Source organism: Dyadobacter soli (genome assembly GCF_900101885.1).
Classification (GTDB): Bacteria; Bacteroidota; Bacteroidia; order Cytophagales; family Spirosomataceae; genus Dyadobacter; species Dyadobacter soli.
This window is the reverse complement of sequence record NZ_FNAN01000003.1, coordinates 117,979-139,916: the sequence shown is the minus strand read 5'-3', so window position 1 is coordinate 139,916 and position 21,938 is coordinate 117,979. Positions and strand designations below refer to the sequence as shown.

General features: G+C 50.9%; 20 protein-coding genes and 1 other RNA gene. 6 read left to right on the top strand and 15 right to left on the bottom strand.

The genetic code is table 11. From position 1 onward, the window contains the following. Positions 1-58: 58 nt before the first annotated feature. The 8 genes from BLQ88_RS04960 to fabG all read right to left on the bottom strand — a co-directional run bounded on the left by BLQ88_RS04960 (position 59) and on the right by fabG (position 9,225). Complete coding sequence (locus BLQ88_RS04960; RefSeq protein WP_090147309.1) at positions 59-643, bottom strand: 30S ribosomal protein S16; 585 nt, start codon at positions 641-643, stop codon at positions 59-61. A gap of 141 nt (positions 644-784) precedes the next feature. Further along, positions 785-2,293 carry an OmpA family protein gene (locus tag BLQ88_RS04955; protein ID WP_090147308.1) on the bottom strand — a complete coding sequence of 503 codons (1,509 nt, stop codon included), beginning with the start codon at positions 2,291-2,293 and terminating at the stop codon, positions 785-787. A 62-nt stretch (positions 2,294-2,355) separates the two neighbouring features. Further along, an RNA gene (gene rnpB / locus BLQ88_RS04950) (RNase P RNA component class A) lies at positions 2,356-2,767 on the bottom strand. 107 nt (positions 2,768-2,874) lie between these two features. Beyond that, positions 2,875-4,215 carry a DUF4403 family protein gene (locus BLQ88_RS04945; RefSeq protein WP_090147306.1) on the bottom strand — a complete coding sequence of 447 codons (1,341 nt, stop codon included), beginning with the start codon at positions 4,213-4,215 and terminating at the stop codon, positions 2,875-2,877. A 94-nt stretch (positions 4,216-4,309) separates the two neighbouring features. Then, positions 4,310-5,293, bottom strand: a complete 984-nt coding sequence (locus tag BLQ88_RS04940) for a Smr/MutS family protein (protein ID WP_090147304.1) — start codon at positions 5,291-5,293, stop codon at positions 4,310-4,312. Positions 5,294-5,346: 53 nt separating this feature from the next. Further along, positions 5,347-6,309, bottom strand: coding sequence for a DUF2279 domain-containing protein (locus BLQ88_RS04935; RefSeq protein ID WP_229212585.1), 963 nt, complete (start codon positions 6,307-6,309; stop codon positions 5,347-5,349). Between the two features lie 22 nt (positions 6,310-6,331). Next, positions 6,332-8,404, bottom strand: coding sequence for a hypothetical protein (locus BLQ88_RS04930; protein ID WP_090147300.1), 2,073 nt, complete (start codon positions 8,402-8,404; stop codon positions 6,332-6,334). Positions 8,405-8,478: 74 nt separating this feature from the next. Then, entirely contained in the window at positions 8,479-9,225 is a 747-nt protein-coding gene (gene fabG, locus BLQ88_RS04925) for a 3-oxoacyl-[acyl-carrier-protein] reductase (protein ID WP_090147299.1), read from the bottom strand. A 151-nt stretch (positions 9,226-9,376) separates the two neighbouring features. Between fabG and yiaA the strand changes: the two genes are divergently transcribed. Both yiaA and BLQ88_RS04915 read left to right on the top strand, forming a co-directional pair. Continuing rightward, positions 9,377-9,811, top strand: a complete 435-nt coding sequence (gene yiaA / locus BLQ88_RS04920) for an inner membrane protein YiaA (RefSeq protein ID WP_090147297.1) — start codon at positions 9,377-9,379, stop codon at positions 9,809-9,811. A 46-nt stretch (positions 9,812-9,857) separates the two neighbouring features. Then, complete coding sequence (locus BLQ88_RS04915; protein ID WP_090147296.1) at positions 9,858-10,568, top strand: SDR family oxidoreductase; 711 nt, start codon at positions 9,858-9,860, stop codon at positions 10,566-10,568. Between the two features lie 111 nt (positions 10,569-10,679). Here the strand turns inward: BLQ88_RS04915 and BLQ88_RS04910 are convergent, their stop codons facing one another. From BLQ88_RS04910 to BLQ88_RS04900, 3 genes are read right to left on the bottom strand one after another with little or no spacing between them, the layout of a single operon-like run. Then, positions 10,680-11,759: a hypothetical protein gene (locus BLQ88_RS04910; RefSeq protein ID WP_090147294.1), complete on the bottom strand. Its 1,080-nt coding sequence runs from the start codon at positions 11,757-11,759 to the stop codon at positions 10,680-10,682. Next, positions 11,756-12,415 (bottom strand): ABC transporter ATP-binding protein, encoded by a 660-nt coding sequence (locus BLQ88_RS04905; protein ID WP_229212584.1) that lies wholly within the window; start codon positions 12,413-12,415, stop codon positions 11,756-11,758. Before BLQ88_RS04905 ends, BLQ88_RS04910 begins: the two co-directional genes overlap by 4 nt. Position 12,416: 1 nt before the next feature. Next, positions 12,417-13,307, bottom strand: coding sequence for a hypothetical protein (locus BLQ88_RS04900; RefSeq protein WP_090147291.1), 891 nt, complete (start codon positions 13,305-13,307; stop codon positions 12,417-12,419). Between the two features lie 309 nt (positions 13,308-13,616). Here BLQ88_RS04900 and BLQ88_RS04895 point away from each other — a divergent pair, with 309 nt between their 5' ends. The 3 genes from BLQ88_RS04895 (at position 13,617) to BLQ88_RS04885 (ending at position 17,695) form a co-directional block, all read left to right on the top strand. Next, positions 13,617-14,660: an isoaspartyl peptidase/L-asparaginase family protein gene (locus BLQ88_RS04895; RefSeq protein ID WP_090147290.1), complete on the top strand. Its 1,044-nt coding sequence runs from the start codon at positions 13,617-13,619 to the stop codon at positions 14,658-14,660. A 41-nt stretch (positions 14,661-14,701) separates the two neighbouring features. Continuing rightward, on the top strand, positions 14,702-16,123 hold the full coding sequence (locus tag BLQ88_RS04890) for an alpha-L-fucosidase (protein ID WP_090147288.1): 1,422 nt from the start codon (positions 14,702-14,704) through the stop codon (positions 16,121-16,123). Positions 16,124-16,231: 108 nt separating this feature from the next. Then, positions 16,232-17,695 (top strand): alpha-L-fucosidase, encoded by a 1,464-nt coding sequence (locus BLQ88_RS04885; protein WP_090147287.1) that lies wholly within the window; start codon positions 16,232-16,234, stop codon positions 17,693-17,695. 78 nt (positions 17,696-17,773) lie between these two features. Here the strand turns inward: BLQ88_RS04885 and BLQ88_RS04880 are convergent, their stop codons facing one another. After that, a complete protein-coding gene (locus tag BLQ88_RS04880) occupies positions 17,774-18,850 on the bottom strand; it encodes a glycoside hydrolase family 76 protein (RefSeq protein WP_090147285.1) in 1,077 nt (358 codons plus the stop codon). Positions 18,851-18,988: 138 nt separating this feature from the next. On the opposite strand from BLQ88_RS04880, the gene BLQ88_RS04875 reads away from it, so the two are divergent. Continuing rightward, complete coding sequence (locus BLQ88_RS04875) at positions 18,989-19,939, top strand: sugar phosphate isomerase/epimerase family protein (protein WP_090147283.1); 951 nt, start codon at positions 18,989-18,991, stop codon at positions 19,937-19,939. 152 nt (positions 19,940-20,091) lie between these two features. Here BLQ88_RS04875 and BLQ88_RS04870 read toward each other — a convergent pair whose 3' ends face one another. The 3 genes from BLQ88_RS04870 to BLQ88_RS04860 form a co-directional block, all read right to left on the bottom strand. Further along, on the bottom strand, positions 20,092-20,343 hold the full coding sequence (locus tag BLQ88_RS04870; RefSeq protein ID WP_090147281.1) for a Txe/YoeB family addiction module toxin: 252 nt from the start codon (positions 20,341-20,343) through the stop codon (positions 20,092-20,094). Further along, positions 20,343-20,546, bottom strand: a complete 204-nt coding sequence (locus BLQ88_RS04865; protein ID WP_090147280.1) for a type II toxin-antitoxin system Phd/YefM family antitoxin — start codon at positions 20,544-20,546, stop codon at positions 20,343-20,345. Before BLQ88_RS04865 ends, BLQ88_RS04870 begins: the two co-directional genes overlap by 1 nt. A 71-nt stretch (positions 20,547-20,617) precedes the next feature. Further along, a complete protein-coding gene (locus tag BLQ88_RS04860; protein WP_090147278.1) occupies positions 20,618-21,778 on the bottom strand; it encodes a LacI family DNA-binding transcriptional regulator in 1,161 nt (386 codons plus the stop codon). Positions 21,779-21,938 lie beyond the last annotated feature (160 nt).

Here is a 21,938-nt window from a genome sequence, read left to right as displayed (position 1 = left end):
ACAATATGAGTCTGTGCGGAATACCGACAGACCCATAGCGCAATGTATGTACATTAAATTATTCTGCTGACTCTTCCGCCGGAGCGTCCGCTGCCGGAGCGTCAGTTGCTTCTGCTGCGTCAGTGGTTTCTGCCGCGTCAGCAGCTTCGTCAGCCACTTCTTCGGTAGCAACTTCTTCCACAGGAGGCGCGTTTTTCTTGGCGATAGCCTCAGCACGAGCATCGTTAACTTTACGCTCAGCGTCAAGTTTCGCTTTCTTGTCAGCATCTTTCTGTGCAGCCAAAGTATCGGCAGCAGTAGCTTTACGGTCCGTTTTAGAACCTTTCCACTCTTCGAAACGTGCGTCTGCAACTTCCTGCGTGATAGCGCCTTTCAAAACACCTACTTGCAAGTGCTTGCGGAGCAATACGCCTTCGTGTTGCAAAATTGAGCGAGCTGTGTCAGTTGGCTGAGCACCTTTCAGAAGCCAGTCAACTGCTTTGTCTGATTCCAAAACGATGGAAGCAGGGTTAGTACCTGGGTTATAAAGACCCAATTTTTCGATGAAGCGACCATCACGTGGTGCTCTGGCATCTGCGACTACGATATCATAGATCGCTTTCTTTTTGCGTCCCCGACGCGCTAATCTGATTTTAACTGCCATTTGTGAATTTGTTATGGTTGGGAACTCGTCCCGTAATTAAACAGGGTGCAAAGGTACGCAAAACTTTCCTGTTTTTGAATATTGAGAAACAAAAAAGGGAGACAATTTCTTGTCTCCCTTTCGATGTATTTGCTGCAACTATTAGCGGCGGAAACCAGCCGGGTAAGTAGAGCGGATTGTGTTGTTAGGCAGGATCTTGATCTCAACGCGACGGTTGGATTGAAGACCTTCCACAGTTGTATTTTCTGCGATCGGGCGATATTCACCGTAGTATTCAGCGATGATGCGGCTAGGATCTGTAAGTCCGGCACGAACCAGGAAGCGTTTCGCTGCATCCACACGACGACGTGACAGGGATACGTTGTAAGAATCCGAAGCACGGGCATCCGTGTGACCTACGAGTACGATACGGCAGTTGGTACGCATGTTCAACAATTCAACCACTTTGCTAAGTGTTTCTTTCGAAGCATTGCGAATGATCGCTTTATCAGTATCGAATTCGATGTTGCTGAACAACGCTTCGCATTCGTCTTTCGGCAGGTTGTTTTTGATAGCGTCGCGGATGATTTTGTCGATATCCAATGCAACACCACCACCGGAAACAATGCTACCCGCAGGTGTGTTCGCTTCTTTGTCGAACAGGTCGGCTACGCCGTCACCGTCAGAGTCAGTATAAAGACGTGGATCAACCGGCTTAGGCATATTTGCTTTCGCGATAGAATCCGCATCGTTCATTGTCGGGTTGTAAGGAACCGGGATCAGCTGCTGAGGATTAGCCCAACGCAGGTGGTAACGGCCCGCAGCAGCGTCGTATTTACCATCTTTCGCTCTTACCGCATTCTTACCAAGCTTGTAAGTAAGGGCCAGTGAAAGAATTCCGTAAGCATCGTTTCTTGAATCACCTTTTGCGAAGGTCCAGATTCCCTGTTGTGAATCGTAGTCGCTCAATCCGCCGACAGTTGCATCCAGTTTCTCCGTATTTACAAAGTTGTGGGTGTAGTCGAAACCAATGTCGAAACGTGGGCTGAGCTCATAATGTACTGCAAAACCTACGGGTACTACCCATTCGCGTGTGTAAGTGGATCCGTTGCGTTCCCATTTACCGGCCGTTTTCGAGCTGGCGTCTGTATTGGTGGAGAATTGCCCTACCGTAGCTTTGGTCACGTTGGTGTATTCCACATCGGTGTGGTAGTAGATAATACCCCCTCCCAAATGCGCATCTACTTTCCAGCGGCGCAATTTGTTGTAACCGAACAGCAAACGGTTCACATTAAGTGTTCCATCCAAAGTCAGTTGAACAAATGAAGGGCTGTTGAAAGTGGCGCTGTAAGTATCACCGGTCAAAGAACTCTGGTGATTGTCCTTAGCTCCCTGAAGACGGCCATTGTAGCCCGTCAGCTGAATGCCCAAAAGTGGTGTAAGCTGCTTGTTCACTGAAAGCCCCCACGCACCTGTCAATTCCTCCCGGTCTCCACGTTTGAAGCCATTGTACTGGGTCAAATCTCCGAAGAATTTTGTAATACCTCCGTAGCCTGTGATCGACCAGGTATTCATTTTATTTGGTCCTTCATACGTGCGATTTTGAGCGTACGTATTGTAACTCAGGAGGGTAGAACAAAGTAATGCAACGTAAAGATTCTTTTTCTTCATGGGAAACACGCGTTATGTGATTCAATTCAAATATAGCATTATAAATAAATTCAAAATTCAGAAAAAAAGCCAAGCCTGTAAGCCGGGTTCTGTGACTTCAATCAGGAAAAATCCCGATCTCCGCTCCTGCCATTTATCCAGGATTCCGGTCACCCGGAACCTCTAACGATCTACCCGTGCTGGCGTTCCGAAGAACGGAAACGAGTAGCTTCACAAACCAGCACCTATTTGATCTTTCAGCCCATAAGGTTTACCATGCATTCCCTGTCGCCAGGAAACCGGTGGGCTCTTACTCCACCTTTTCACCCTTACCGAGGCATACAAAAAATATGCCAAGGCGGTATATTCTCTGTGGCACTTGCTGTCAACGCACCGTCACCAGTTCGTTGCCTTCCCGTTAGGAAGTACGGCACTCTGTGCTGCCCGGACTTTCCTCCCCGGTTAAAAAACCGCAGCGGCAGGACAGCTTAGACCTTTCCTCTGACCACAAAGCTAAGAAATACTTTCTTTCGATCAGCAGTCAATATACCATAAAAAGGAAAAAAAATGGCACTTACGCTGATTATTGTACAAATTTTTGATCAGATTCCTTTCAATCCGTCGACTTTCAAATTCACTTTTCCGGTCGCAAATACAACAGAATAAAGATGTTTCGGAGTGAGGTAAACCTTATCGGGCACAATATCGGAAAGTATTCCTTTTACAACTACACCCTCGGTGACTTTATAGTTGGCCAGCGTTTTCTGGATCGTATTTTTAGCATCGGCGATCTGTCCTCCGACCGGGAACACCATCCGTTTTTCCATCATCCGGCTAAACTGCCCCTGCAACAGCCAACCCGCTGTGCGAACGATCGAGTTTTTCGTATCCAGATCGTAATCAAGGCTTTTCAGTGACAATTGCTGTGTGGCGGGATCATAGTAAGGGGTTCCCTTTAAATAAATATCACCACTGATACTCCCCTTCAACCCCGCCTTGATCACGAGCCTGTCGTTCTGCCCGTACATCTCGATGGAAGCAACTTCTACATGGTATTTGCCGCCTAAAAACGAAAATTTCTCTCCCGCAAACTGCTTGGTTGCAAGCCTCGCGGCGTCATCATAGGATACGAGGCTGATCAGTCCGATCTTGAAATCGTCCTGAACCTTGTCCACGATGTGCAGGTCCGGGAGTTTCTGCAACTGCGCCACGGCGGGTTTTACGGCCGACGTGATCGTCTGTGTGTAACCTTTAATACCAATGACCGAACGGAGGATATTATTTTTCGCAAGGAGCGGCGTCATTTCCACGCCAGTAGGCATGATCACGAGCCAGGTATCATACTCCTTCGCGAGCATCACGGGCTGGCGTGCGATGTTCCAGGCCAGCTCCGCATTCTTTTTAAGTTCAAGATTCGAAGCGACCTGTCCGTCGATCGCCTCGGTGATTTTGTCAAAATTCTTGTTCAACATGCGGCTCACCATTCCTTTGATAGGGATATTGATCCCCGCCACACGGATATTCGGCTCGCTGATCCAGTCGTAACTGTCGACGTAAGTCTCCGATTTGATCTGCCACGACGGTGTAATGCCAATTTTAGAAATCAGCCGAATGCGGATCGAAAACTCGGTATCCTTATATCCCGACATCGTCATACCCAGCGGACTCACTTTGTAACCCGCACTCACCCATATTTTTAAGGGTACTTCAAAAAGAAAAGATGAATCGATAGCGACGACCTTGATCGGGCTGATCTTCCAGACCTTCGCTTTCAGGTTGTCATTATTTTCGTCCTCGTAACTGTTATCGTCGTAGATCAACCCTTTGATCTGGCTGTTGATCTGCTTCTCGATTTCCGCTACCGGGATCTCGACCGGCACATTCAGTACCGACAAATGTTTCTCGTTCTGGATCTCCTTATCCGAATATTTGTATTCTTCCATAGGGGCCTTAGGGGAGGTTTTTTTAGAACCGCAGCTCCAAAAAACAACGGCTGCCAAAGCGATTATCCAAAAATAACCGCGCCTGACGTATACATTACTTAATTTTGACGAGGGTTGCACCGTATCCGAATTTCTCTTTTAATGCATCTTTAAAAAATTGTACATGCTGGTTCTTCCCCAGCCTGCGGTGCAGCTCGTTTTTCAATGCGCCGCTGCCCGCGCCGTGTATAAACGTGATTTCTTCCATTCCATTGGCGATTGCCGATTCCAGACTGCTCTCGAAAACATCCAGCTGTTTTTTCAGCATCGCGTCATTCGACAGGCTCTTAGGATTGTTAACGAGCTTTTCAATGTGCAGGTCGATCACCTGTTCGGGCTTGGGAAGGGTATTTTGCTCGGCGGCGGGTTGCCCCAGCATACTCGCCTTGATTTCTCCTGCAACATCCTCCGAAATGCCCGGGGTTTCACGTTTCAGATTTTCCTCATCCAGTTGATACACAAAACCATCCTTCGCCAACACCGGCACATTGCCCTTGTTCTTGTAAAACGACTGCGCCCGGCAGCGAATGCGCTTACTCAATGCAACCGGCAGTTGGTAATTGCCTTCGCGGAAATACAATGCATGGATGTCGAACACCGGCCAGCTTTCGAAGTCTTTCATCAGCACTTCGGTGAGTTTTTGCGAAGTGCGTGGTTGCAGCACACCCGCCGCCAGCCCGGTACTTACCGATTCAGAAGCCGCTACGGCCGTGAATGGCAAAATCCAGTCGGTGTTGTTGATCGCGTGGACTGTCAATGCGCGGTCGTTAATGGAAATGAATGCGAGGTAAATGCCTTTTTCCGCAAATGGCGCATTGCGTGGTACGATCACGTCCGCACGCGCCGCAACGACTTTCGGCTCCTCCGGCTTCACCATCCGCTGCGATTCCACAGGCGAAATAGTCACTATTTCATTTCTCAGAACCGGAATGCGAAACCCGTCCTCAATTTCTATTTCAACCACATTACCAGGCAAAAAAGCGTAGATCACACCTTCTTCCCTGCCATGGACCAATCGTACTCTATCTCCGATATTCATAGTAAATGTTGCTTTCCGTTGATTTGAACCTGTTTTTAGTTCAAACAATATTGTTAAAAATAAAATGGCTTGAAATCGATGCCCTTCGAGCTAAACTGCAATGCCGGGGCGGGGATTTTCAGGGAATTGACCAGGAAACCCAGCGTCTTAACAAACTTGCTCCGCGTTTTGATCTTCGTCAGGTCAATATCCAGCGACAAATAATATTGCCGGTATGGCCGGTAACCCATTTCAATGCTCTTGTCACGCTCCGCTGAAACCATATTCTGGATACCATAACCTACTGAAAAACATAGCCAGGCAGGCCAGTTGGAGCCTTTGAAAAATGACTTCGGACTAGCCGAAAACCAGTAGGTCTGTCCATTATAATCTTTCAGCCACCGCTCCGACCACGTGCTCCCCAACAATTGCGGACGCACTTGTGCCAAAGAAGTGTAATGAAATGAGAATTTGGGCTGTATGCGAACCTCGTCCCATAATGCTACCTGCCCGAGGTACAGCGCCGAGCCAGCCAGGTTCGCAATCATATCGCCGGGCGAGAACCCATAGTCGGGCGAAAAGCCGTCGAGGATTTCAATGGGCGTTTGAAAAATAACCCCGGAAATGGCGCCGTAAACGAGCATTTGCCTTTTAGAAATACCGGTTTTGCGGTACAATGCCGCTGTGTGCCGGGCAATCTGGTACGATGTGTAAAGGTGCCCCATTTTGTCCATTTGTAACCACTCGCGGCTATCGTCTTCGATGGTGAATTTGGTCAACGGGTTCTTGTACCACGACTTGCTCAATCCGTAAATCGTACCGAGGTAAACGGCCGATTGGGCAGCGAAAATGCCCCGGAGCAATTTGTAATTAGGTCGGATTTCGGGTACCGTGTCGCGAGCTAATGTATCGCGTACCAGCGAGTGCCGCACCAGCGAGTGTCGCACCAGCGTGTCGGCGGGCGTTACCTGTGCGTACGCGGGAGAGAGCGTTCGCGCCAGGAGGCAAATCAATAGGCAATGAAAAGTAAAACGCATTAGATCATACCGGGACCGGAGGTTAATAACCGCCATGGTATTTTCTCAGTCCCCATTCCGCGCCGAGCAACACGACGATCAGAAAGAACAGCCATTTCAGATAGATCAGCTCGACCATATCCTCGGTGCTGTCCAGCCGGTCGGCCGGGCGGTCAGTTTTTAGTTTTTGAATAAATTGTTGCAGCGACGCCGGCGTAATAAATGCACCGCCCGACCGCCGCGCCAGATCCCGGAGCATTCCGAAATCCGCGGTGGTATTGCTCAGTTCAAGGTCTGCATTGCGGATCACAAACTGACCCGACACATTTTCCTGCTTGCCTTTCAATGTCGTGGAGGCCGCGTACCGGTACACGCCGTCTGCCAGCCCGCTCACATTGAACCGCGGTGTTTCCTTCGAATGGGTGTAGGTAAATTGTTTACTCTTTCCCTTTTCGTCCACCAGTTGCAGTTTCACTTCCTGGCCAAAAATCGGTTCGTAAATATCATTGTAAACCTCCGTCTGAAATGCCACCTGCTCACCCGCTTCAAACTCGTTGCTGATCGGGTACACGCGGAATTTCCGGCGGTCCTCCTTCACAGAAAGCACCTGAATGAGCTTCTGGAAAAGGTTATCCACCACTTCCTGCTTGCTGGTTTGGGCAAATTCCTCCTGCCGCCATTGCCAAAGCCCCTCTCCTGCCAATACTGCCGTTTTCTGGTCGCCATTGGTATTCAAAACCAATAGCGGCTTGTTGGTATTGAGCGTCCCTACCTTCTGGTACAAGATCGTTTCGGTACCCGACGAGATGTTGTATTCGCCAAAAGGCACCGAAAGCGGCGGAAGCCGTTCGAGCAGTTTCAGGCTCTCGGCATCCAGGTTAAGCTGTGTAAACGAAGGATTGAACCGCGCCGTCACCTTGTCGATCTGGTTGTTCGCGGAAGCATTGATAAACAGTGAGCGGTTCAGCGAGCTCGCCAGCGGTACGGCCGATTGGTTTCCCAAAATGAAAAACAAAGGCATTTTCGAATCCAGAAACTTGCGTACCTGCGTATTGCCCAACCCGAGCACATTCGGGATCTGGTGCAGGATCACGAGGTCATACTGCTTGGTACTGGCCGGCGGGTTATTGGCAATGGATAATATATTGATATCCAGCTCATAATTATCGTTCGCTTCGATCACACTCCGAATGCTTTTAATGTCGGGATGCGGTGCGAGCGCCATGAGCAGGATCTTCTGCCGGCCATCGATAATATCGATATAAACTTCCTTCCGGTTGTTGCGTCCCGAAGTTTCGCCCGAAACCGCGCCCAGTTCGATGGTATAATGCTGGACGCCTTTTTGCGCGGAAGAAGTTTTGAAATCAAATGCCTTGAAATAATCCGCGCGATCAATTACTACGGGCTGGCTCTGGATCACCCGGCCGTTTTGCTTCAAAGTCACGGTTGTACTTTTGCCTTGCAAGCCATTAGCGGCAATTTCAGCCCTGAGCGGAAACTCGTTACCCAGGTATGCAATGCGGTTGCTCACGACATCTTTCACCCGGATATCCAGCTTTGGAACCGAATCACCCACGGCCAATGCATTCACCCTGAACGGGTAACGGTTATATGCAGGCGACACACCCTGGTTTACGATACCATCCGAAAGCAGCACGACGTCGGTCAGGTTACGGCCCTCAAAGTTGGTACGGACCGTTTGGAGCAGCCCCGCCAGGTTAGTTTTGTTTTGGTTAAATGCAAGGGAATCCGCATTGTTCTGCGTGCCTTCCAACGATTCGATGCTTACCTCGAAGCCGGAATCGTTCAGTTCGCGGGCGGCGGCTTTCACCTGTTCCATCGCGGCCTGGCCATATTTGCCGACAGATTCGGAATTATCGATCGCGAAAACGATTTTGGCCTTATCGACCGAAGATTGCGTACGCCTCACGAGCGGGCTCAGGAGCAGGAAGCAAATCAATGCAACCACGATTCCGCGTACGGCGGCCAGCGCGTAGTTCAGTTTCTTGCCCCAGGCCGGTTGCGGCTGATACAGCAGCCAGGCATAGGCCAGGCCCGCAAGCACGCAGAAGATAATGAACCAGTAAGGGGTTTGGAATATGAGCTCTGACCGCATGGATTGGGATTCAATAGCTGGCGACGTTACAATATACAACGAAACCGCCAGCTATTTACTAACGAAGGAACACTCTATGTTAACATACCACCGTCGACCTGGATTACCTGGCCGGTGATGTAGCGCGACATATCCGAAGCGAGGAACACGCAGGCGTCAGCCACTTCTTCCGGCTGGCCTCCGCGTTTCATCGGAATGGATTGTTTCCAGTCTTCCACCGCCTTCGCATCTACCGCGTCGGTCATTTCCGTTTCGATGAAACCCGGTGCTACCGCATTCGAACGGATGTTTCTTGAACCCAGCTCCAATGCGATGGACTTGGTAAAACCGATGATGCCGGCCTTCGAAGCAGCGTAGTTCGACTGCCCCGCATTACCGCGTATACCCACCACCGAGGTTATGTTGATGATTGAACCGCTTTTAGCGCGGATCATGGATTTCGTAGCGGCTTTGGTAAGGTTAAAAACCGATTTCAGGTTGATGTTCACCACCGTGTCCCATTGCTCTTCGCTCATGCGCATCAGCAGCCCGTCGCGGGTGACGCCGGCATTGTTGATGAGCACGTCGAGCTTACCGAAATCGGCGATGACGTCGGTAACGAGCTGGTCTGCCGCCTGAAAATCGGAAGCATCGGAACGGTAGCCTTTCGCTTTCACACCGAATGATTCCAGTTCTTTGGCCAAAGCCTCGCCTTTTTCGACGCTGGACAGATATGTGAATGCGACATCAGCACCTTCCTGAGCCAGGCGCAACGCGATCGAACGTCCGATACCCCGCGAAGCCCCTGTTACCAATGCAACTTTATTTGCTACTAACTTCATAAATTGGATTAGAATCTGTCAAAATGTATACTGCCGGCAAAAATAGGATATTGGGCAGAGACCGGCAAATAAACGACCTATAGTACTTTATTGCAAAATGATGTAATATTCAGGCAAAAAAACCTTCTCCAACAATTTAACTTACACTAATATGAGCACTACAAATGTCCAGAAAACCTCAGGAGCCTTCATTGCCGCGTCATGGATCGCCTTGGGCGTGGGAATGGCCGGCTTCATTATCGGCCTCTGGCGGTCGGAAATGCTGCTGAGCGAAAAAGGATATTATTTTACGGTATTGATGTACGGCCTTTTCGCCGCTGTATCGGTTCAAAAGAGCGTTCGCGACCGATTAGAAGGCGTTCCGGTAACGGCTATTTACTACGGCATCGCTTGGTTTTCGACCATTTTAGCCATCGTACTGCTCGTTGTGGGCCTTTGGAATGCGACCTTACTGCCGAGTGAAAAAGGCTTTTACGCATTCGCCTTCCTGCTAGGTATTTTCGGGGCTATCGCCGTTCAGAAAAACACCCGTGACACGGCAATTTTCGAAACCGGCAGCTCATTTTCCAAACCTTCTGATCATTGATGCTGTTAAGCCGTTACGTGTAAATTTTTCAAACTAAACTCAGGCAATGGCAGAAATAATCAAAACAGCACTGATCACAGGCGGCTCCAAAGGAATAGGATACGGCATTGCCGAAGCACTGATCCGCGATGGTATCCGTGTAGCAATTACCAGCCGGTCGCAAAAGAATGCCGACGAGGCTGCGAATGCATTGAACAAAATCCGGGAAGGCTATGCATTGGCCATCGAATCGGATGTACGCAACCTTGCTCCGCAGGAAAAATCGGTACAAACCGTGCTCGATAAATGGGGCCGGCTCGATTACTTCATCGCAAACGCAGGCGTAGGCCATTTCGCGCCGATCCAGGAGCTCAGCGCCGAACTGTGGCAGGAAACCATCGATATCAACCTTACCGGCGTGTTTTTCAGTGCCAAGGCATCCATCGCTGCATTGACGGAGTCGAAAGGGTATTTCATTAACATTGCCAGCCTCGCAGGTACTAATTTCTTTGCAAATGGCACTGCGTACAATGCCAGCAAATTCGGGCTGGTGGGCTTCTCACAGGCCATGATGCTAGACGTGCGCAACGCGGGTATCAAAGTAACAACCATTATGCCGGGCTCCGTCGCGACGGAATTCAACAACCACGAGCCGTCGGAAAAAGATGCCTGGAAAATCCAGCCGGAAGACATCGGACAGATTGTTTCCGACCTCATTAAAATGCCGGCGCGGACATTACCGAGTAAAATCGAGGTCCGTCCTACCACTCCCAAATAAACTCGGTTTTGGGCATTAGTGGTCAGGTGTGGTCAGGTGTAGTCAGGGATAGTCCACCTGACTACGCTTAACAATTCATGACCATCAATGACCATACCTGACCACCAATGACTACATCTGACGACTCCTGTTCCGAGGCCAAAACGCATAAGCCGAGAAGAGCAGCCCGGAGCCTGCCAGTATGAGCAAGGGTATTTTGTATAAAATCAATAAGGTAAGGCCCACAAACCCGAACAGGAACACCTGCATTGCATTCTCCGGCAATCCCGATCTTTTATTTAAATACAGGTGAGAGACAATGAGGATCGCTAAGCCCAGAAAGTACAATTGTACCAGTTCCGCAAAGCCAAGGGCGCCACTACGCAACACCACCACGGTTTCGGGAACGATCAGCAGGCAATGCGCCGCAACTACCCTGCCCCAACCTTTCCAGACCGGCAGCGGAAGCGACCTGCCCCATAGCCAGATTTCAGCTTCCCATTGATACAATTCCAAAGAAAGTCCCAGATTGAGCATATAGGCCAGCGACATTCCCACCGCAGGCATTCGAATGTCGTACTCGCCGGTGCTGTAATAGAGCATCGTCCCGGCCGCTACCAGCATTGCTCCCAGTTTTCCAACCAATAAAGTAATCCCGCGCTCCCGCACCAGCCATTCCATCGACCAGTAAAGCCACGACGCCGGACGCGGGAAAGGCCATTTCATAAAGCGCTTACCTTTAACCGGCACATACAATACCGGCTTCCGGATACGCCATTCGGCAGCACCTGCGAGCATTAGCATTAATATAATGTAAAAAGGGATAACTGGCCAGAGACGCGCCAGCAACTTGTCCTGAATGGCGATAATGAGCAGGTAAAGGCCGTAGTAAAGTACCGGTTGCAGGAAGCCCAATGCCTGCACGGCAAACCTTCGCATACGTACGGGCGCGGGCCATGTGCGGGCGTGGAAAATGAATGTGTATTCGGGCAGCTTCCAGGTATTGGCGAGAAATTGAACACATAGAAGACTATAAATCAGCCAGATTACAAACAGACTCAGCATTCCGTAGCTGCCGGTGAGGAAAAACACGGCGAATGCATGGTGCTCATTGGCGCTCAGAAACCCGAAAAGCACACCGAGCAACACAAGGAACGTGCCGGCCCGCTGCCTGAAAAATGATGAAACGGTAGAGATCAGCAGCATTTTCATAGCGCATCGGTGGCTACGAGTGTTTTGTTCTTTAACCGGAAACTTTGGGAAACGTGCAGCCCTTCCTGCTCGAAAAGCTGGTGCGACGACAGCAGAAATGTGACGCCATTGCGGTGGTACTCCTTAATCAGTTCAAAAAGCACCTCACGCGCCTCGCGGTCGATGGTAATGAGCGGCTCGTCGAGGATGATTACCGAAGGCTCACCGAGGAATGCCAGCAGCAAGGATACCTTTTTCACCATCCCGCTGGAACAGCTACCGAACGGGTTTTGCAGGTAATTGATCCCGAATGCATCAATGAGCTTTTCGCTTTGCTCGCGGGACGCTTTCTGCGCTTCGGCTACAAATGCGATCAGGTCGGCGGGAGTGAGAAACGATGGGTAGAGCGGCTCCGCTTCGCCGAGATTCAGGCGGAGACGGTATTCGACGGGGTGTTTTTTGAGGTCATACTGATGATCGATCCGTACACTTCCCTCAAATGGCAGCATGCCCGCCAGCGTCCGGAAGAGCGTCGACTTACCCGCGCCGTTTTCGCCCTGTATCCAGTAAATGCCTTTTTCGATTCCAAAGGAAGGGATCGAAAGAATTTCCCGCTCACCATACCGCTGACTTAGCTGACTGATTTCCAATACCATATCGCGGGATGGCCGTTTCACATTATGGTTGGATATTAAACTCGTCCTTCAACACCTGCAACGCCACCGATTCCTCGTAACGGTACAGATCCTTGTTGAAAAGCGCATTATGACCGGCATTCTGCAAGCTGATCCAGCTATGCGTGGCAAAAGGGTCGTAGTCGAAATGCTTGAAACTATGGCCCATATTGTTCATATCCGCAAACCATTTCACACCCACATCGAGCCGGTCGTACGATCCGAATGCGGTTCCCTTGCCCACCGGCGTGGTATCTTTACGGGTCTTTTCCAGGTCGATCATCGCCACATATTCATTCAAACGGCACTCCGGCAAAGGCCAGGGAGCCGCCGGATCAACCACGCGTGCGTACTCTCCTGTACGTGCCTGCGGGTGCGTGGCGGCGAGCTGCATTACCTCCTCGTAACCCGGCTTGTATTCGGTATAGCGCTCCGGCCCGCAAAGACCGGCTTCCATGGCCGGGCACACCCAGCATTGCCCGATCCGCCCGATACCCGACGCATCGCCGATGCCATTGACATACTCGCCTACCAGGTCGCTTTTGAAATACACATCATTATGGATCACAAGCAGGTACTTCTGATCGGACTTTTCCCACGCGTACTGGTAGCGCACCGCATGCCGGTACCGCTTGAAATTGAGCAGGAAATTGAATTTTACATTATTTGTCCAGAGCCAGACATTGGGCTTGTAGTAGACGATCTTATCGCCGAAATGATCGAAAATGAATTTGAAATTTGGCGGCTCCGGCTGTTTGGCTTCCTCTACAAAATAGATTTTATTGATCCATTGGTGCGAATGCTTCATGAGCGTCAGCAGTGTGATGGCCGTCTGGTACGGCTTACCGTAGGCGTTGATCGCCACATCTACACATGCCCTGGGAGAGTTCGTCATCGTGTATGTCTTTCTTTTTTCTGAAACTGGTAGCCAAAGGTTGCCATTAAATCAGAAACCACCTGTGAATCGTCTGAAAAAATTAGTAAGTGTGCTAAATGTGCCTAGCGCGCTGCATTGCAACCTTTTACCCACAAATATTTCAAAATAAGCGACTTCGGCCAACAGATCATATGAAATTTCATATTTTCATTGATCACAAATTTCGCCGGATGTATATTTGAAAAAATTTTAATTAACCTGCGGAATTATTTTTAAAATTTTACAAAACTACACTTACCCATCCATAAACCCGTTATCCAGGACACCATGAAAACGAACCGTCGATCCTTCCTACGCCTGTCAGCTATCGCACTGCCATTTACCCGGGTAAACGAATTATTTGCGAAATCGCCGAAGGGCGTACAAGCCACTGCCGGAGGCCCTGTCGTGGTTTCCACCTGGGACAGTGGGCAGATTTCCAATGCGGCGGCATGGCCGGTACTGGAAAAAGGAGGCCGCGCGCTCGACGCCGTGGAGCAAGCCGCTATCGCCATCGAAAACGATATCAACTGCTGCGTAGGCTTGGGCGGCAACCCCGACCGCGATGGGCACGTGACGCTGGATGCATGCATTATGGATGAAAAATCGAACTGCGGCGCCGTCGCATTCCTCGAAAGGATCAAACATCCGGTATCAGTGGCCCGCAAGCTCATGGAAACCACGCCGCACGTGTTCCTCGCAGGCGCAGGCGCACAGCAATTCGCATTGGCCAACGGTTTCAAACTGGAATCCGCCAAGCTTTCACCGGATGCGGCCGACGAGTACAAAAAATGGCTCAAAAAGGCTGAATACAAGCCGGTTATCAACATAGAACACAAGCAATCAAAAGGCCACGGGCCATTTGCCCCTGCACGGCTCGACAACGGCAATTTCAACCACGACACCATGGGCACCCTCGCATTGGACGCCCAGGGTAATCTCTCCGGCATGTGTACCACGAGCGGCATGGGCTTCAAAATGCGCGGCCGCGTAGGCGACTCCCCTATCATCGGCGCAGGGCTTTTTGTGGATAACGAGATCGGCGCGGCCACCTCATCCGGCCAGGGCGAGGAAGTGATCCGCGTGGCAGGCACGCATTTGGTCGTGGAATTCATGCGCAATGGTTCTTCACCGGAGGAAGCCTGCAAAAAAGCAGTCGAAAGGATCGTCAAGCGCGATCCTGAGCGTGCCAAAACTTTCCAGGTTGGATTTCTGGCCGTCAATAAAAAGGGTGAAGTCGGTGCCTGGTCGGTACAGCCCGGATTTGCCTACACCATTACCACCGGCGACGGCAAAGGCAAGGTCGTCGACTCCAAAAGCCATTTCGCGTAAACCCTCAGATACCCGTATTTACCAAACATTTAACCAATCCAATGAATCTTAAATCAACAGCGGCCCTCCTGGCAGGGCTGCTATTTGCTTCCGGGGCGTATGCGCAGCAGCATTCGGAGCAAAATCACTCTAAATATGTAGCGCCCACCGACCCGCTCGTGCAGCAAAAGCTCTCCAAATGGCAGGATATCAAATTCGGCTTGCTGATGCACTGGGGAACGTATAGCCAATGGGGCATCGTCGAATCGTGGTCGCTGTGCCCGGAGGACGAGGGCTGGTGCGAGCGTCGCGGGCCGCATTCGCACGATTGGTATGAATACAAAAAAGCTTACGAAGACATTGCCAAAACCTTCAACCCCGTCAAATTCAACCCGGACCGCTGGGCCAAAGCTGCCAAAGGTGCCGGTATGAAATACGTGGTTTTCACAACGAAGCACCACGACGGCTTTTCGATGTTCGATTCCAAATACACCGATTACAAGATCACCAACACGCCATTCAAGAGCAATCCGAAGGCGAACGTCACCAAGGAAGTACTCGCCGCATTCCGCAACGAAGGCTTCATGACGGGCACCTATTTCTCCAAACCCGACTGGCATACCGATTCTTACTGGTGGCCCTACTTCCCGCCCAAGGACCGCAACGTGTCCTACGACCCGAAGAAGCGCCCCGAGCTTTGGAACAAGTTCAAAGACTTCACCTATAACCAGATCGAAGAACTGATGTCGGACTACGGCTCCGTGGACATCCTCTGGCTCGATGGCGGCTGGGTACGTCCGAAAAGCAGCATCGATACCACCATCAGCTGGCAGAAAACCATTCCTTACGACCAGGATATCGACATGGCACGCATTGCCAAAATGGCCCGCTCGCATCAGCCCGGCCTCCTCGTGGTGGACCGCACCGTTACCGGCGAGTTTGAGAACTACGTCACGCCCGAACAATCGATCCCCGACCACTATATGTCCATTCCCTGGGAATCCTGCATGACCATGGGCGATTCGTGGTCGTATATTCCGAAAGAAAACTTCAAATCGACTCAGAAACTCGTCCATACGCTGATCGACATCGTCGCGAAAGGCGGTAACCTCCTGCTCAACGTGGCTCCCGGCCCGGATGGCGAGTGGCACGAAGAAGCCTACACGCGCCTGGAAGAAATGGGTAAATGGATGAATGTAAATGGAACAGGTATTTACGAAACCAAACCGCTGGCACCGTACCGCGCCGGCAAATGGGCCTACACCAAAAAAGGCGCGACTACCTACGCATTCTATCTGGCCGAAGCCGGCGAAAAGCTGCCCGCTTCATTGAAACCGGAAGGACTGGAAGTTCCTGCAAAAGCGAAAATCACATTTGCCGGTAATAAAAAGGCATTGAAAGTAAAGAATGGGGCGATCGAGCTGCCTGCTAAAACTGTGTCAGAAGTGGGGGCGCAGCCTGCTTATTTATTTGTGATTAATTAAGACCAGATAGGAAAACAGCAATAGATTTGGTGAACTCGGCTAAAAAAAACGATCTTCACTTTCAGTTTGCATCACCCCTATCTGTATCATCAGAAACTCCTTTTCAACATGATTAAACAAATAACCGGTCTCCTCTGCCTGACGGCGTCGATCGCTTTTGCCCAAACACCTCCGAAACCGTACGGCGCACTGCCGGCACTACGTCAGATCGCCTGGCATGAAACCGAGGTTTACGGTATCATGCACTTCACGCCTACGACGTTCGAAAACAAAGAATGGGGTTATGGGGATGCAGATCCGAAGACATTCAACCCGAGCGATTTCAATGCCGACCAGATCGTTCAGGCGGCAAAAGCCGGTGGTTTGCGCGGGATCGTGCTCGTAGCGAAGCACCACGACGGCTTCTGCCTATGGCCTACCAAAACAACCGACTATAATATCACTAAAAGCCCGTTCCGTGAAGGCAAAGGCGACCTCGTGCGCGAGGTGGCGGACGCGGCGCGCAAGCACGGGCTGAAATTCGGGGTATATTGCTCGCCCTGGGACCGCAACAATGCGAAATACGGCACGCCGGAGTACATCAAGATCTACCGCGAACAGCTCCGTGAGTTGTATACCAATTATGGCGACCTGTTTATGTCGTGGCACGACGGCGCTAACGGTGGTGACGGCTACTATGGCGGCGCCCGTGAAAAGCGCTCCATCGATAACACGACTTACTACCAGTGGGATTCGACCTGGACCAACTACACCCGCAAACTGCAACCCAATGCCAACATTTTCAGCGACATTGGCTGGGACGTGCGCTGGGCAGGCAACGAGGATGGCAGCGTGAACCCTACCTCATGGGCCACATTGACCCCGAAACCTTCCGAAGGGCAGAATGTAGCCGTTCCTGGGCAGGCCAATGCTACCGAAAACCCGGGCGGAACGCGTGGCGGCAAATTCTGGATTCCGGCAGAATGCGATGTTCCATTACGCAAAGGCTGGTTTTACCATGCCAACGAAAAGCCGAAGACACCCGAGAAGCTGTTTGACCTGTACCTTAAAAGTGTAGGGCGCGGCGCAGCGCTCGACCTCGGCCTCGCACCCGATACCCGCGGGCAGCTGCATAACGACGACGTGGTAGCGCTGAAAACCTTCGGCGATCATGTCAAAAACACCTTTGCTACGAACCTGCTCGGCCGTGCGACCTCCAAAGCGGTGAATGTGCGCGGCTACAACTCCATTTACAGCGCCAAAAACCTCCTCGACGGCAAGCCGGATACCTATTGGGCTACCGACGACGATTTCAAAACGCCGGAAGTGGTGATCGAACTTACCCAACCGATTGTTTTCGACGTCATCAGCTTGCAGGAATACATCAAACTCGGCCAGCGCATCGAAGAGTTTGCCGTAGACGCCTGGATCGGCAACGAATGGAAGGAAATTCACAAAGGAACCAGCGTCGGCGCGAAACGCCTCGCCAAACTCGACGTACCGATTACTTCCAACAAAGTGCGCCTCCGCATTACCAAGTCGCCTGTCAGCATTGCGATCAGCGAGTTCGGGGTTTATAAGGATACGGAATAGTAATAGCTTCGAATATTAAGAATAAAGCAAAAGCGCCGGTTGAACATTCAGCCGGCGCTTTTGCGTGTGCATTCCTTGCTATTCCTGCGCCAGCCGTTCCAACCGCGCATACATTTCCAGCATCGCGCCCTGGTCGATCAGCGTTTTTATGGGTTTACGGCCCAGAAGGCCTTTTGCGTCGCGCTCGTCCTTCCAGATTCGCTCGGCGTCGGCAATGAAAATACCGAAATCGCCGGCTTGCGGGTCGATTTTGTGGAGCTCTTCAAAGCCCCGCAGGAGTACGACGTTGAACCAATAGTTGTCCGGGAGCTTGTTGTTTTTGTAAAAATGCTTTTTGGAACCCTCGGCCAATGCCCTGGCTTCATCCAAGTACTCCTTTTTGCCCGTGATAGTATGCAGCAGCACCGCCGATTGCAGCATAGTACCTGTATTATACGAGTATTTGGCCGAATCAATTTTCAGGGACGGGATTTTGATCGCATCGTAGTAGGTACCGTCGCTGGCACGCAGGTTCTTTTTAGTCCAATCGTACAATCCAATCGCCGTTTTCAGGTATTCGGGTTCCTTTTTGATCTGGTATAATTCCAGCGCTACGAGTATGCCGGGGCCATTCGAGCAGGTATTTTTTGTATTCTTTTCATCTTCTTTCCAATACAGGCCGCCGCCGGCTTTATCGTCGTAACCGGTCATCATGAAGCGGTAGATCTCCTCCGCGATGACCAGGTAATCCTTTTCGCCCGTGCGGTTGTACGCGTCCAGGCACGCGATCGCGATCCATTGATTGTCGTCGTAAAACCGCGAATCCTTTTGCTCACTCGTTACATACGCCTGATAACCCGGAGCCGGCGCGCTGGTGTTGTAGTATTGCCTGATGGCGCCCAGTACCGGCTTCATATATTGCTTGCCTGGACTTACGGCCTCCGACTCGGTGGCAGCTTGCAACAATGCACAAAGCGGCCACAGGTAGGAATGCGGCTTTTCATTTTTACCATTGGTTTCGAAAAATAGGCCCGTCGACGACTCGTAGAAAACGCCCTCGATATTGTGGAGAATCTGACCTCGCCGCGATTTGTAATCGGGAGCCGGCTGCGAAATGGCCTGGTCGAATCGGGCAATGCCCAGCAAAATCAGCGCCGTTGTGTAGATATTTTTCATGAAAACAGTTTCGATCTTTTGTCTAGAAGGGCGCGCTGCGAGGTTCTCTACTTAAAAGATGTGTAGTACGCGTAAACGTTTTATTACAAAATCTATAAAAGTCACAAATTTTTAATATTATTATCCAAAATTTTATACATGAAACACCACGAAGAGCACTCCACCTCCCGGCGCGACTGGCTTAAAACCATCGCATTAGGCGGCGCAGCGGCCATGACAGGCCATGTAGCACAGGCAGAACCAGCCCCCGCACCCGCCGCGCGAAGGATACCCATCGCTGTATCCACGTACTCCTACTGGCATTTCCAGGAAAAGAAGTATCCGATCGACAAAGTGATCGAGGACGCGGCCAGGCTCGGCTTCGATGGTGTGGAGATCCTGCACCGGCAGATGGACAACGAAAGCACTCCCTATGTGAATAAGCTGAAAAGGCTCGCATTCGACAACGGATTGGCGCTTCCGTTACTTTCTATCCATCAGAGCTTTGTGCAGCCCAAGCCGGAAGATCGAAAAAAGGACATTGAACATACCCTAAAATGTATTAACCTTGCGACCCAATTGGGCATTCCGGCGATCCGGATGAACACTGGAAGCTGGCGGACGGTAAAGCGGGACGCCAATTATTACAAGGACGGCAAAGAGCCGCCGATCCAGGGTTACACCGATCAGGATGCCATTAAATGGTGTATCGAATCAATGCAGGAATGCCTGGTGGCCGCCGAAAAAGCGGGGATTGTGCTCGCGATCGAAAACCACTGGGGGCTGTCGTCTAACATCGATCACCTGCTTGAAATTTACAAGCCGCTGGCCTCGTCTCCCGCGATGGGTATGAATGTGGATACAGGCAATTTCGTAGGCGATCCGTACCCGCAATTCGAGCGCCTGGCGCCCTACGCGACGATCGTTCAGGCCAAGACCTATTACGGCGGAGGACATTACTACGACCTCGATCTGGACTACAACCGGATCGCGGGTATTTTGAGAAAAGCGAATTTCAAAGGTTACGTATCGCTGGAAATGGAAGGGAAAGAAGATCCTGCCACGGCGGTACCCAAAAGCCTGAAAATACTAAGAGAAGCGCTCAGCTAAGCACTTCAAAGATTTTCATAATTATATTCTGTAGTTAATAAAGTGCAGCTTCTCTGGGGCCGCACTTTTTGTTTTTTTAGCCACGAAGCCTCCGCCGCGACAGACCGCGAATGTCTTCATGAAATTTCGCGTTCCCTTCGTGGCTTTAACTTTCAGTAATGATATTTACATTGAGCAATGATAATGCAACCATCTGCAACCTTATAGACCAGCCGATGTTCCTCGGTGATCCGCCGGGACCAGTAACCGGAATAATTAGAGCGTAGCAATTCCGGCTTTCCCTTTCCTTCGAACGGGGTCCGCAAACATTCCTTGATCAATTCGTTGATACGTTTTGCAATGTTCCGGTCGACCCGTTGCCATTCGACGTAATCCTCCCACGCATTAGGATGCCAGGAGAGCATCACAGGTCGTTAAGCTCGCGGGGAAAAATGTGGTTGCCGGATTCAATGTCTTTCATCGCTTGCAGCAAACGAGCTTTGTTCGCCGGGCTTCTCATAAGGTAGGCAGTAGTGTCCATTTCCTGTTGCACCTTGGTGTGCCGGTTCAGGAATCTGAAAATATTGAGAATGGACTGCCGCTTTTTCAATGGGAGAGCAAGTTTCATTTTTCTGATTTTAAGTGTGGTATGAATTAATTGTAGTTAAATATAAGGCTAAAAATTGCGCCATACAATTCTTAGCGCCGCGACGACCCTCTCACGACAAGCTCCGTGCTCAACACCCGCTTCTCATTAACCATAATCTCATCCGCGTCCACGAGTTGCAACACCCATTCGGCAGTGGTGCGGCCGATCTGGTTGGTGGGCTGGCGGACGGTGGTGAGGCCGGGTCCGATGTAAGCCGATTCCGCATTGTCGCTGAAACCGACTACGCCGAGTTCGTCGGGGATGGCGATGCCTTTTTCCATAGCCATGAGCATGATTTCGATGGCCGATGAATCGTTGACGGCAAAGATCGCATCGGGACGCTCGGCCAGGTCGAGGAGGTATTGGCCGTAAATGCGGGCTTTTTGTTGGGTAAGCATACCCTGGATCACCATGTGATCCTGAATAGGCTTGCCATATTTCTCCATCGCCGCCCGATACCCCCGCAACCGCTCCTGGCTTACCTGCAATGTGAGCGGCCCGCCAAGGTGGGCAATGCGCTCGTAGCCGTTCAGAATCAGGTGTTCAACGGCTTTAAATGAGGCCTCGAAATCGTTGACGACCACTTTCGGTACGTCGATCTGGTCGCAAACGCGGTTGAACTGGATGAGCGGAATGCCTCGTTTGGCAAACAGGCTGAGGTGATCAAAATTGTTGGTTTCCTGCGTGAGAGAAATCAGCAGGCCGTCGATACGGTTGGCCAGCATGGCTTTCGTATTCGAGATTTCGACCTGGTACGATTCGTTACTCTGCATGATCGTGAGATTGTAGCCTGCCTCTGTCAGCACCTCGTGGGCCCCGATGATCACATTCGGGAAAAACTGGTTCTGGAATTCCGGAACGATCATTCCAATCGTATTCGTCCTGCTTTTTACAAGGTTGTAAGCGAGCTGGTTAGGCTGGTAGTCGAGCTGGGCCGCTTTGTCCAGCACAGCCTGCCGCGTTTCCGGGCTGATGTCGGCATGCCCGTGCAGTGCACGCGAGACGGTCGAATTGGAAACGCCGAGTGATTTCGCAATGTCGATAATGGTTGTCTGGTGTCGTTTGCGCTTCACGAGCGACTCGATCGAATCATCCTTTTCAGCATGTGTGAAATAGTAGTTGCACCATTTGCACAGGTACCGCTGCTTGCCCCGAACATAGCCCGCCTTCATAATACCATCCACCTGCGCGCATTTCACACACTGAATCATAGTCCTTGTACTTTTTGAATAAATGCATATCAAAACACCACATACCTACCGCATCGCAACACACTTCACAAAAATATAAAAATCTCCTATTAATCATCAGCAAAACCATATATCGGTATCGTTTCCGCAAACGTTGCCGATACTTTTTGTTCAATTCCCG